Consider the following 13,494-nt stretch of genomic DNA (forward strand, 5'->3'; position numbering starts at 1 on the left):
TAAAATTGCCAATAAAAGCATAGATAAAATATGCAGATAAAAAGAAACCCCATCATCCTGACGGGGTTTCTTTGTATTTCGTGTTTTAGGTATAACTCCTGTCGTACCTCACGATCCTGATGCGCAAACATATTATTGTTGTTTTCTGTTTGGGAAACGTCCTGTTTCCTGATGATTTAAGAATATCAAAGCTGCACTCGGCTGCCTAGCATCTAATGGCGGCAGTCGTTGTAAGCAAAAACTGACAAGGCTATGTGGGTTTGGATTCAGCCGAAACCGATAGTTTTGAGCAAATGATAAAATACTGAACTTATTTTTGTGTATAAACAGGCGTATACTGAGACTAATCTGGGAGTAAATATGTCTGATTTGTCTGCAGCATCTCATATTCAGTATGGCTCAAAACCGTTTAAGGCAATTCTTTTTTCACTGTTTTTAGCAGGGTTTGCCTCTTTTTCGATTTTGTATTGCGTGCAGCCGATGATGCCAATTTTGGCAGATTTTTTTAACGTTACGCCAACGCAAAGTAGTTTTCCGCTGTCATTTTCTACGGTGGCCTTAGCTGTAGGTTTGTTATTTACAGGCTTTATTTCAGATCGTTTTGGGCGAAAACCCATTATGGTACTGGCGTTATTTCTTGCTTCAATTTTGCTGATTTTGAGCGCTTTATTGCCTATTTGGCCGTTCTTTTTAAGTACCCGAGTTTTGATTGGTATTGCTGTTAGTGGTGTTGCAGCTGTCGCCATGACCTATATTGGCGAAGAAATTCAGCAGCAAGATATTGGCTTTGCCATGGGGCTGTATATTTCTGGAACAGCCATTGGTGGTATGAGTGGACGTTTAATTGCAGGGGTCTTGGTTGATTTTGTTTCTTGGCAAACGGCAACTTTGGTGATTGGTGGATTAAACCTGATCATTGCAATTATCTTTTATATACTCTTGCCTGCATCCAAAAACTTTACAGCGTATCCAATTCGTTTATCACGCTTTAAAGATGCCTTTGTGGCCAATTTGGCAGACCGTAAGTTAAGAATCCTGTTTCTGCAGGGCTTTTTGTTGATGGGCTGTTTTGTCAGTATTTTTAACTATATCAGTTACTACTTGTTAGCCAAACCATTTGAGCTTTCTCAAGTTTGGATTGGGGTGATTTCAATTGCCTACTTGGCAGGCATTTACAGTTCACCCCGTGCGGCAAGTTGGGGAAATCGGATCGGGCGTGAACGGGTATTGCCAGTGGTGATCGTACTGATGCTTGCTGCACTTTGGCTGATGTCGATTGCACATTTGGTGGTAGTATTACTTGCCTTGCTCTTATTTACCTTTGCCTTTTTTGCAGCGCATTCTACGGCCAGCAGTTGGGTGTCAATTCAGGCACTGCAATATCGTGCGGTAGGCTCATCTTTATACTTATTCAGTTATTACATGGGTTCTAGTTTGCTGGGTAGTGGTAGTGGACTGATTTGGGAACAATGGGGTTGGACAGGACTAACTTGGGTGATGAGTCTGGTTTTAGGCTTGGCTTTGCTGGGTGCATGGCGTTTAAAAGTAAAAGTCTGAACGATGGCTTGATGCAATTTCGACTTTATTGATTACATCATGATCCTTTACCTACACAAAATTAATAAAAATTAGCCACCTGATTTTGCATATTTTTTAATCAAGCAAGATGAATAGAATTCATGCTAAAATGATCGGCTTTCATCTTTGATGACTGCCGATCTTCCACTTGCCAGCCGAGAATTGCAAGCCATGTCTACTGCTTATACTGCTCAGACCGCACCCAAAGCGTTGTTTGATTACGACAAATATTGGGCGTCATGTTTTGAGCCTGCGCCATTTTTGCCGATGTCACGCGAAGAAATGGATCAGCTGGGTTGGGATGCCTGCGATTTTATTCTAGTTTGTGGCGATGCCTATATTGACCATCCTTCTTTTGTGTCAGGTGTGATTGGTCGTGTGCTTGAAGCACAGGGCTTTCGTGTTGGCATTATCGCACAACCAGACTGGACCAATGTGGAGTCGTTTCGGGTCTTAGGTAAGCCAACCATTGCTTGGGGCGTTACCGCAGGCAATATGGATTCGATGATCAACCGCTATACTGCAGACAGAAAAATCCGTTCTGACGATGCTTATTCACCAGACAATGTACCGAATAAACGTCCTGACCGTGCTGCAACCGTGTACTGTCAGCGCTGTCGTGAAGCTTTTCCTGATGTGCCTGTTTTACTTGGCGGGATTGAAGGCTCTTTGCGTCGTATTGCGCATTATGACTATTGGTCAGACAAAGTTCGTCGCTCCATTTTAATGGATTCTAAAGCAGACTTGCTGATGTACGGCAATGGCGAGCGTTCCATTATTGAAGTCATGCACCGTTTGGCTAAGGGTGAAAAAATCCATGACATTACCGACGTACGTGGAACCGCATTTATTATTAATAAGCATAACCGTGCGGCCAAAGCCAAATTTGTTGAAATTGCATCGAATGATGTGGACAGCGTAGGGCGTGTCGATCCAATCATTAACCCTTATGTGATGACCGAAGATTTAGACGGTTGTGAGATTGAAAAAGAAAAAGGCAACAAGCTTGCCCAATATCAAAATTTCCAAAAAGATGTGGTGAACAATCCGATTGTGCGTGAAGGCGATCAGTTGGATGCAGATACCCAGATTGTACAATTGCAACCTGCATCTAAAGCCATTAAACACAAATTACCACCACGTGAGCTGGCTGTCATTCGTTTGCCTTCTTTTGAAGAAGTCAGCGCAGATCCTGTGTTGTATGCACATGCTAACCGTATTCTGCATTTAGAAACCAACCCAGGTAATGCCCGAGCGTTGGTACAAAAGCATGGTGAACGTGATGTGTGGTTGAATGCACCACCTATTCCATTGACCACTGAAGAAATGGACTATGTGTTCGATTTACCGTATGCACGTTTGCCTCATCCAGCTTATGGTAATGCACGTTTCCCGGCCTTTGACATGATCAAGTTTTCGGTCAATATCATGCGTGGTTGTTTTGGTGGTTGTACATTCTGTTCAATTACCGAACATGAGGGACGGATTATTCAAAACCGTTCTGAAGAATCGATTTTGCGTGAAGTCGAAAAAATTCGTGATACTGCCCCTGGGTTCACAGGCATTATTTCAGACTTGGGCGGTCCAACGGCCAATATGTATCGTTTGCACTGTAAAGACCCAGAAATTGAAAAGAATTGCCGTAAACCATCCTGTGTATTCCCAGGCGTATGCCAAAATTTACATACCGACCATGCGCCATTAACTCAGTTGTATCGCAAAGCGCGTGAGTTGAAAGGCATTAAGAAAATTCTGATTGGTTCAGGCTTGCGTTATGACTTGGCGGTGTTGAACCCTGAATATGTTCGTGAGTTGGTGACGCATCACGTGGGCGGTTATTTGAAAATTGCGCCTGAACATACCGAAAAAGGTCCATTATCTAAGATGATGAAACCGGGCATCGGAACTTATGATCGCTTTAAACAGATGTTTGATCGTTTCAGTAAGGAAGCAGGTAAAGAGCAATATTTGATTCCGTACTTTATTGCTGCGCATCCGGGTACCACCGACTACGACATGATGAATTTGGCCTTATGGCTGAAAAAGAATGGTTTCCGTGCCGATCAGGTGCAAACTTTCTATCCATCACCAATGGCGACGGCTTCAACCATGTACTACACCGGTAAAAACCCACTGGCTAAAGTGGCGCGTTATACTGAAAACGTAGATATTGTAAAAGGCGAAAAGCGTCGTCGTTTGCATAAGGCTTTCTTGCGTTACCATGATCCGAATAACTGGCCGTTGCTACGCGAAGCTTTAAAAGAAATGGGACGTGCAGATTTAATCGGAAACTCTAAACAGCACCTGATTCCAACCTATCAGCCGCAAGGCACAGATGGACAGTATCAAACGGCACGTAAGAAAAACTCGACTGTCGCGGGTGATTCACAAAAACGTACGGGGCAAAGTGGTAATCGTGCTCAGAACAGTAATCGTCCGAAGAAAGGGCAAATATTGACTCAGCACACAGGTTTGCCGCCACGTGAAACAGGTGAAAAACGTCCATTTTCACACAAAAAATCTAAGCCAAAATCGAAAGCTTAGTACTTGAAGTTAAGATCCATCAAAAGGCGCTGCAGCGCCTTTTTTGTTTGCTTTTCATTTCATCGGAATTGTCCGACAATCGAATCTGTTAAGCATTGCTTTGTTATTTTTTTGCATGCTATACAGTATTCGTATCTAATGATAAAAACACGCTTAGATGCTACAGCACTTAGACAAAAGGCTGGCTTGTGAAACAAAATTTCTGTTTCTATGATGGTTTTGTCAATGTTTCATGTAGTTTCTTAAATGGAACGTTTAAATATAAAAGCGTGTTATATACTGATTTGATGAAAAAATCGGCATGAAGCCGAAACAACTATAAAAAATGATTTTAAGGATTGAATTATGACCATTTATATTTTGATTGGGGTTTTGATACTGATTTTCTTTCTCTTGATGGCGGTTAAGGGCTTGGAAAATAGAGAAAAACCTCAGGACAGTGCACTAAAGCAACGTGCAATTTTTAACTTAAATGAACAGCTGACGTATACACGTTTGCAGGAAATTTTACCTCAACATATCATCTTGGCGCATGTGTCTTTTGATGCCTTGCTGACCACGAAATTTTCACGTACTCGACATAAATACCGCAATATGATGGCCGATTTTGTGGTGTTGGATGCCAATCATCAAGTTGTTGCAATTGTGGCTTTAGATGATTTGTTGATGTTGAAACGTAGCCGCAATGCACAATACCAAGATGAATTGCTGCGTTTGGCGGGTTATAAAGTGCTGCGTTATGAAGATGTGCCTGAATATCACGAATTGCGTGAAGCTTTTGGGCAGTCACCGTCATCGTATGCAGACTTAGAAGATTTGGATACAGCCTTAAAGAAGTATGATTTTTTAGCGCATTCTGTACGCCATAAAGTGAAGGTATTAGGCTAAACGCTTGCCGCTAAAATCACTAGATAGACAATATGAATCAGCATGTCGCCATGACATGCTGATTTTTTTGGGTATGTTCCTGATCCAATCACATCTGTTATACGTTGGGTTGCTATTCAGGTTTGACTGCAACCACAGTCATCTCAACCAAAACGTCAGGATGGTATAACTTGGCTTCTACGCAGGTACGCGGTAAAGCTTGTATATCTGCCACCCAAGCATCCCAAACTTGATTCATTGCGGCATAATCGCGCTCAATGTTTTTTAGAAAAATCATCACCGACATGATGTGACTTTTATCTGTACCCGCATCTGCCAGTAAACGATCAATCAGGGCAAGTGTTTGTTGGGTTTGCCCCACAATATCTTGTTGTGTGTCTTCTGCCAGTTGCCCTGCCAAATGGACTAAATTTCCAGAAATTGCAATTTCAGAATAACGTTTTTGAATATGTAGACGTTGAACAGCCATTGGGTGTAATCCTCGCGCCAAGCGATTAGGTATAAAAAGCGTGAGGTATTATAGAGGCAGGCAAGCACGTGGAAAATATGCAGGCAGTAGTCTGCTTAAAATAAAAAGTAGTTGAATGGAAAATATGAGGAAAAGAGAGATGCGGTATTAAAGCGGCGAAGTGCCAAGCGCAGAGTTGTCCTGTAATCTTCGGATTTGATCGTCACGCCAATCACAGGACAAGTATGCCAAAAGTAATGGTGATTTTTGACATCTCAGCGTATGTACGGATAAATACATCGCGCGCATAGATTACTCTAAAAAGCACAACTGTGAAGGGTAAATTGTCTTATTTTTATTCTTTTGGCTGAAATTTATACAAAAGTTGGCTTTAGTATTCATCGGCAAGTATTGGCTAGGTATGTTTTATGTAGAGCGGGAAGTTTACCGCTTTAAAATCCGTGATATTTATGAGTTGTGATATTTACAGTAAAGATAGTTGTGCTTGCTCATCGGCAGGGCTGAGTTGATACAGACCGACCCCAATTAAACGGAATTGATCCTGTGCGGGAATATGCATTTCGTGAAGCAAAAGCTGCAGGACTTTTTCAAGATCATTTTTAGTTTCAAGAGGCTGTTTAAAACTTTTGCTATGTTGTAAGATCTGAAAATTTTTGAGTTTCAATTTGGCCGATACGCCACGTGCAACATATTGTTTTTTCACTAAACTGTGCCAAACCTGATCAATCAAGCTAGACCAGTAAGCTGCACATTCGGCTAAGTTTAAGTCATCATCAAAGGTGATTTCTTTGGAAATTTGCTGGCGCTCACGTTCTGCCTGCACAGGACGTTCATCAATCCCTTGGGCAAATAAAAACAGGCGTTTTCCATATTTGCCAAAATGATGAATCAACAGGTTTTCTTCAATGTGTTGCAAATCGCCCAAGGTATTTAAATTCAAGCTTTTTAATTTTTCCTGCGTGACTTTACCTACGCCTGGAATTTTCTTTAAGGGTAAGTCCTGAATAAACTGCTGCACTTGACTGGGTTTAATCACGCAAATGCCATTGGGTTTATGCCAGTCCGAAGCAATTTTGGCTAAAAATTTATTCGGTGCGACACCTGCCGAGGCCGTTAAACCTGTACTTTGAAAAATATCTGCCCGAATCCGCATTGCGACTTCAGTTGCGCTTGGAATACCTTGTAAATTTTCGGTGACATCTAAATAAGCTTCATCTAAAGACAAGGGTTCAATAAGTGGTGTATAACGCTGAAAAATCTGATGAATTTGTGTGGAAACCTCACGATAGAGTGCAAAATTGGGTTCGAGTACCACCACCTGCGGGCAGCGTTTGCGGGCTTGTGCCATCGACATGGCAGAACGTAAACCAAACTCACGCGCAGGATAGGATGCCGCGGCAATCACAGCACGAGGATGATGCGAAGCAATCACCACAGGTAAATGCTGCAATTCAGGACGACTGCGCAGCTCAACAGAGGCATAAAAGGCATCCATATCAATATGAATGATTTTCCGCATGGCACAAACTAGATGAAGCGTTTAGATTTCAACAGTATCGCATGTTTAGGAAGTCGGTTGTAGCATCGGAGCAAGCGGATAAGGCGTGTTGCTATTCAGCAAAATCACCTGTGTCGATTGCTGTTCTGCATAGTCGATCAAACGCTGTAAACTCCGTGGGCTATGGTCGGCAATGCGGGGCAAAAACTCTAAAGGGCGCGCTAAAGGCTGGAAAAAATTATCCCAATGAATTGGAATCACGACACGAGGGCGCAACGTTCCCACAGTTTCATCTAAATAATGCTGTTGAAAAGCAACCGATTGTTTAGAGAGCTGTGCAATCCCTAAAAATAAAGTATCTACCTGCAAGTGTTGTAATTGTTTAGAAATCGCGCCTGTACTGGCTTTGACTAAAATGTTCTGTTCAGGATGCTGAATGTAATAATCAAAACTGCCGCCTTCTTTAAATTCATAAAAACGGGCAGGTAAGGACAATGGTTGTTGAATTTGTTCACCTAAATCATTATTCACAGCGGTGGCAGGGGTATGCTGTGATGGAATAGCCGTAATCTTAAACTTTCCAATCTGTATTGGTTGGGCAGGATTGACAAGGCTTAATCGAGATTCAGGAATTGCGGCACCACGGGCAATGTTCAAACTACTTTCTGAACCGATGATTTGACTGTGTTTGAGTTGCTGCGCCAAAAATGGCAAATCTAGCGTGTGATCATAATGCGAATGGGTGATCAAAATCGCACGTGTGCGTTGTAATTGATGCTGTTGAATCAACTTGTGCAATAAGGCTGGTTGGCTGTCTAACTTGTTCCACATGACTTGTGCAAGAGAGGGGCGACTAAAAAATCCATCAATCAGAATTTGGTTTTCACCATCATCAAACAATAGGGTAGATACGCCAAAATAATGTACTTTTAAGTTGGCATTTGCGGTTTTTGTTGAATATTGCCATGCGGAAAATTGTTCTAGTTTGCCTGCGGGTTGTAATAGGTAAAGCAGTGCGAATCCTGCACAAATGCTGAGCGTAAGAGCAGCCCAAAGCAGCCCTTTCATAATTTTCATGACGGTACTTTTTTATTGTGATGCAGCTATCTTGTTATTTTTTCTGGTTCGGTTCAAGTCTTGTGGGTTGAATTGCGTTGTCTGTTAAAAAATGCTGCCATTGTTTGGTATTGCCATAAAAAACATTTAGGTCGACTGGGGTGTGAATACCTTTTATTTGACCCTGATTGGTATGTTGCCAAAATAACCATTTTGGCTGACCTGCCAGTTGTGGTTTACCCTGATATTCTCTGACCCAAAGTGGTGTTTGCTTAAAGCTTTCAGTTAATACCATATTGTAAAAGGCTTTAGATACATAAAAAATCGGTTGTTTTTCATAATGTTGATATAGCGCATCATGCATGATTTGAATTTCGCGCAGTAACTGTTCTTTGGTGTAAGTGTTGATGCAGTTGCTGTCATATTCTAAGTCAATTACAGGTGGCAAACTGTCAGATTTTTTTGGAACAGTCGCAATAAAGTTTTCTGCCTGAATTGCTCCATCACGGCATAAGCGATAAAAATGATAGGCGCCGACCAAAAAGCCATGTTCACGGGCTTTGAGCCAGTTATCCTGAAATTTACGATCTTTAAAATCGCCTCCTTCGGTGGCTTTTAAATAGACAAAGGCATATTTTTGTGGGGAAATTTTTTGCCACTGAACATCGCCTTGATGATGTGACACGTCAAAGCCTTGAATTGGATATTCTTCGGCTGCCGCAGGTTGTTGGCGCAACACATCCAAATACAATAAAACCGCCAAAACAGCACTGCCAAGCACCGCAATGGTCATACGATAGTGCGGTGTAAAAGCTGAGTTTTTAGCTCGATTTGGTGGTTTGCGCATGTTGAAAAAGCTTCGCGGAGCAAAGTCATATCATAACGCGCAGTGCGGTGTAGCACCATGCGCTTTCGGTAATGGCGTTTTAAACAGCCGTGTGTTTGGGGATATTCCAAAACACTAAAAATGCCAAAATATTTAGTACACCCAAACAAATTAAAGTGGCATGAAAGGCACTGACTAACTGTCCTGCGCCGTAATAGGCACTAAACATATTCACCAAAGTACCTGCCAATGCCACGCCAATACTCATCGACAGCATCATAATCATGGATAAAAAACTATTGCCGCTGCTGGCATCTTGTTGAGGTAAATCTTTGAGTGTAAAGGTATTCATACCCACAAACTGCAATGAATTAAGCACCCCAAATATAAAAAAATGCAAGGCACGTAACCAAATCGCAGTTTCAGCAGTGGTCAGCGCAAAACTAGCAATACACGCCCCGACCAATAACGTATTGGTCAGTAAAAACTGCCGATAGCCAAAACGTTGAATTAAAGGCCGAATAATTGGTTTAGATACCAAAGAACCAAGCACAGTTGGAATCATCATCAAACCTGTGATAAATGGTTCAAAACCAAAAGCCACCTGCAGCATGATTGGCATGATAAAAGGCATGGCATTGCCCCCGAAGCGGGCAAAAAAGTTACCTAAAATACCAATGGCATATAAGCGATTTTTAAATAAATCGCTGCGAAATAAGGCATTTTGATGAGTATGGGCATGGCGGGCATAGCATGCTGCGGCAATACCGCCAGCCAAGATTAACGCTAAATTCCAAAGCAGATTATGTTGTGGATTGGCAAAATTTTCGATGCCTAAAGATAAGCCCGCCATCGCCACAACTAATAGGATAAACCCGAGAAAATCAAAGTTTTTAACTTCAGTTTCAGTCACATTCGGCATGGCTTTAATACAAATCCAACAGCCCAAGATGCCCATAGGAATGTTGATCAGGAAAATCCAGTGCCACGTGGCGACTTCGACCAACCAGCCACCCAGAGTTGGGCCAATTAAGGGGCCAATCAACCCTGCCAGACTCATCAGGCTCATGGCAGATAAAAACTGGGTACGTGGAATGATTTTTAACATCGCCAAGCGCCCGACAGGCAAGAGCAATGCGCCACCAATACCTTGAATCACCCGATAAAACAGTAATTCATTCAGACTCGCTGCTGCAGCACAACCCAAAGAGGCAAGGGTAAAAATGATAATCGCTGCAAAATAGGTATTGCGTACCCCAAAACGATCTGCCAACCATCCACTTAATGGAATACACGCTGCCACCGAGAGCACATACGCCACCACAACACTGTGCATCCGCAGCGGGTCTTCCTGCAGGCTATTCGCCATTGCAGGGATTGCTGTATTCACAATGGTGGTGTCGAGCGCCTGCATAAAAAAGCCAATTGAAACCAGAAATACCAAAAGACGGTATTCAGGATGCAGGGCTTGATGGGTCGGTGTTTGGTTCATAACTCGGCAAAATGGACATTTGGTCTAGTTTAAACCATTTTGCAATCTAGCGGACTGCATCTATAAAAACATGAAAAGTGTTTGAAAATTCAAGGAAATGCAATGAAATTGTCATCTATTTGTCACCGATTATTCACTTTGAGTTTGTAAGTTGGGTGCATTTAGAAAAATGATGAGTAATTTATGAAAACGCAAATTTCTGCATTAATGTTGGCTTTATTGTCTGTGGGGATGGTGGGATGTAATGATAATAATGATCCTATTCCTGTAAAAGAAGAAGTTGTTGAAGCAACACCTACAACAATTAGTTTGGAGCGTTTAGGGGAATACGATGCACAAGTTTTTGGTGCGAGTGCTGCGGAAATTTCTGCTTATGATGCTGAAAGTAAACGTTTATTTGTAGTCAATGCGAAAAATGGCGTGGTCGATGTACTGGATTTAAGCAACCCAAGTGCACCTGTTAAGCTGAACAGCTTGGATGCCAAGACTCATTTAGCGAATTCTGAAGTCAATAGTGTCGCGGTACATCAAGGTATTGTCGCTTTAGCTGTTCAGGCAACACCTAAAACTGATAAAGGCATCGTGGCATTTTTTAAAGCCAAAGACCTGAGCTTTATCAGCAAAGTTGAAGTCGGTGCATTGCCTGATATGTTGACTTTTACCCCAGATGGTAAAAAAGTTTTGGTTGCCAATGAAGGTGAGCCAAATGAAGGCTATGCGATTGATCCAGAAGGTTCGATCAGTATTATTAATCTGACTGATATTAACAAGCCTACTGTAAAAACTGCAGATTTTCAGGCATGGAATACACGTAAGCAGGAATTGCTTGATGCGGGCGTGCGTATTTTTGGGCCAAATGCGACTGTCGCACAAGATTTAGAGCCTGAATATATTGCGGTGAGTGACGATGGTAAAACTGCTTGGGCAAGTCTACAAGAAAACAATGCTATTGCTGTGATTGATTTGATTCAAGACCAAGTGGTCGATATTTTCCCATTGGGTTATAAAAACTTTGGCTTAGCTGCAAATGCTTTAGATGCAGGTGATCGTGATTGTGTTGTTGGTAAGCAAGACTATAACGGTAAAACGATTACAGCCTGTGCTAAAAATGAGGGGATGATTAATATTCAAGCTTGGCCAGGCTTATATGGCATGTATATGCCAGATGCAATTGCGCAATATCAAGCCAATGGACAAAGCTACTTGGTCACTGCCAATGAAGGTGATGCGCGTGAATGGTTGGTTGATGAAGACTTATATTTTGGTACGGATGAAATAACTCAGGGTTATGCAGAAGAAATTCGTGTTAAACACTTATTTAATAATAAAGGCTTCCGTAGCAATGGCGATTATGCTGCGCATTTACGTCTATTAAAGTCAGGGGTTAAAGGTGCAAAACTTGATTCAAGCATATTTAAAGCATGTACCACTACAGATGCCAATGAAGTCTGCGCAGATAATTTAATTAAAGATTCACAATTGGGTCGTTTAACGATTACTTGGACGCAAGGTTATAAGAAAGATGCAAATGGTGAGCCTGTGCTAGACAGCAATGGTTTAATGACTTATGACAAATTATATGCTTATGGTGGTCGCTCGTTCAGTATTGTAGATCCTAAAACCAAGAAAATTGTTTGGGACTCAAAAAATGACTTTGAACGTAAAGCTGCTGAATTATTTCCAGAATACTTTAATACCAATCATGAAAAATTAAGTATAGATGATCGTAGTGACAATAAAGGCCCTGAGCCTGAAGGCATTGCTTTAGGTAAAATTGGTCAAAAAACTTTTGCCTTTATTGGGTTGGAGCGTATGGGTGGCATTATGGTGTACGACATTACCCAACCGACACAAGCATCTTTTGTTGAGTATTTTAATGATCGTAAGTTTGGTGAAACCCGTACATCTTTCGATGCAGAAGGTAATGAGGTTACCGTTGAAAATTCAAATCTCGGTCCCGAAGGTTTGATCTTTATTGCAGCCAAAGACTCGCCTAACGGCAAGCCACTGTTAGTTGTGGGTAATGAAGTCAGTGGAACTACTGCCGTCTACCAAATCAAGCTTAACTAACAGCATTGCAAAATTAGAAATCTATTAAAGAGGGCACTTTGGTGTTCTCTTTTTTGTGCTGTAAAAACCAATGAACAGTGAATTAAAAAAAGCGAGTCACCGACTCGCTTTCACTTTCATTTTTATTGCTATTTCATGTAGCTAAAAAAGTTCAACCCACAAAATGACGTGGAGAATCCAAATTCTTCAAGGCATTAATAATTTTATGTGAATGATTACAAACAATCAGTTTGGCACGGTGCTGCGGTGGTAAAAAACCCTCGTGTACGGCATGATCTAACTGCTGAATCAGGGCATCATAAAAGCCATTTACGTTATATAAAATCATCGGTTTCTGGTGTTGATTCAATTGCCCCCAAGTGGCAATTTCCAAAATCTCTTCAAAAGTCCCTAAACCACCTGGCAAGGCTACAAAGGCGCTGGCACGCTCTGCCATCATCGCCTTGCGTTCATGCATACTTTTAACCACGTGTAATTCAGTTAAATTACTGTGGGCAATTTCATAATCCAGCATAAACTCAGGAATGACCCCTACAGCTTGTCCACCATGTTGCACGACAGTGTCTGCAACCAGCCCCATTAAACCAATACTCGCACCGCCATAGACCATACCAAAACCTTGTTCTGCCAGCTTTCTGGCCAATTGCACTGCTTTTTCCTGATAAATCGGGTTATTGCCAGCACGTGAGCCGCAATACAAGGCAACCAAGGGTTGAGTCGTCTGAGGAGAGGGATTATTGATATATTGGGTCATTCTAGATACGCTATTCATTTATTTTCTTCACCATAACATGTTCTTTTTCTTGGCTCTAGCTTAGTCCCGAAATATGACAATCCCGCATATCGTTTCTTTTCAATTTGCAAAGATTTGTGATTCTACCGTGACACAGCAGCGCTGCATCTAAAAAAGGGGATGAATCTCAGCGCAAACTTTCCTATACTCAAGGCTTGTCTTACAACTATAGAATCGTCATGGACAGTGGCAGTAGTCGCACCGAACGAATATTTTTTAATGTGATGTCAAGTCTGCAAGGGCAAACCAAGTTAGCTTCAATACAGGATACGTTTTGGGC

Annotated in this window: 10 protein-coding genes; 4 read left to right on the forward strand and 6 right to left on the reverse strand. The window is 41.8% G+C overall.

Features of this window, described 5'->3' with window-relative positions:
• Positions 1-360: 360 nt before the first annotated feature.
• The 3 genes from VF675_RS04900 (at position 361) to VF675_RS04910 (ending at position 5,010) form a co-directional block, all read left to right on the forward strand.
• Positions 361-1,557 (forward strand): MFS transporter, encoded by a 1,197-nt coding sequence (locus tag VF675_RS04900; protein ID WP_168419403.1) that lies wholly within the window; start codon positions 361-363, stop codon positions 1,555-1,557.
• A gap of 192 nt (positions 1,558-1,749) precedes the next feature.
• A complete protein-coding gene (locus VF675_RS04905; RefSeq protein ID WP_440204880.1) occupies positions 1,750-4,122 on the forward strand; it encodes a YgiQ family radical SAM protein in 2,373 nt (790 codons plus the stop codon).
• A gap of 345 nt (positions 4,123-4,467) precedes the next feature.
• The gene (locus VF675_RS04910; RefSeq protein ID WP_179991331.1) at positions 4,468-5,010 is read left to right on the forward strand and encodes a DUF2726 domain-containing protein; all 543 of its coding nucleotides are present in this window, start codon (positions 4,468-4,470) and stop codon (positions 5,008-5,010) included.
• A gap of 112 nt (positions 5,011-5,122) precedes the next feature.
• Here VF675_RS04910 and VF675_RS04915 read toward each other — a convergent pair whose 3' ends face one another.
• The 5 genes from VF675_RS04915 to mdtD form a co-directional block, all read right to left on the reverse strand.
• On the reverse strand, positions 5,123-5,479 hold the full coding sequence (locus VF675_RS04915) for a RidA family protein (protein ID WP_070154775.1): 357 nt from the start codon (positions 5,477-5,479) through the stop codon (positions 5,123-5,125).
• A gap of 463 nt (positions 5,480-5,942) precedes the next feature.
• Positions 5,943-6,998: a DNA polymerase IV gene (gene dinB / locus VF675_RS04920; RefSeq protein ID WP_167845693.1), complete on the reverse strand. Its 1,056-nt coding sequence runs from the start codon at positions 6,996-6,998 to the stop codon at positions 5,943-5,945.
• Between the two features lie 45 nt (positions 6,999-7,043).
• On the reverse strand, positions 7,044-8,054 hold the full coding sequence (locus VF675_RS04925; RefSeq protein WP_004975617.1) for an MBL fold metallo-hydrolase: 1,011 nt from the start codon (positions 8,052-8,054) through the stop codon (positions 7,044-7,046).
• A gap of 34 nt (positions 8,055-8,088) precedes the next feature.
• Positions 8,089-8,880, reverse strand: a complete 792-nt coding sequence (locus VF675_RS04930; RefSeq protein ID WP_171501113.1) for a glycoside hydrolase family 25 protein — start codon at positions 8,878-8,880, stop codon at positions 8,089-8,091.
• A 79-nt stretch (positions 8,881-8,959) separates the two neighbouring features.
• On the reverse strand, positions 8,960-10,351 hold the full coding sequence (mdtD, locus tag VF675_RS04935) for a multidrug transporter subunit MdtD (protein WP_178865904.1): 1,392 nt from the start codon (positions 10,349-10,351) through the stop codon (positions 8,960-8,962).
• Positions 10,352-10,534: 183 nt separating this feature from the next.
• Here mdtD and VF675_RS04940 point away from each other — a divergent pair, with 183 nt between their 5' ends.
• Positions 10,535-12,421, forward strand: a complete 1,887-nt coding sequence (locus VF675_RS04940; RefSeq protein WP_440204862.1) for a choice-of-anchor I family protein — start codon at positions 10,535-10,537, stop codon at positions 12,419-12,421.
• 151 nt (positions 12,422-12,572) lie between these two features.
• Here the strand turns inward: VF675_RS04940 and VF675_RS04945 are convergent, their stop codons facing one another.
• Positions 12,573-13,193, reverse strand: a complete 621-nt coding sequence (locus tag VF675_RS04945) for a TIGR00730 family Rossman fold protein (protein WP_440204863.1) — start codon at positions 13,191-13,193, stop codon at positions 12,573-12,575.
• Between the last annotated feature and the right edge of the window lie 301 nt (positions 13,194-13,494).

The organism is Acinetobacter sp. Lyrl_1, assembly GCF_051948795.1.
Lineage (GTDB): Bacteria > Pseudomonadota > Gammaproteobacteria > Pseudomonadales > Moraxellaceae > Acinetobacter > Acinetobacter towneri.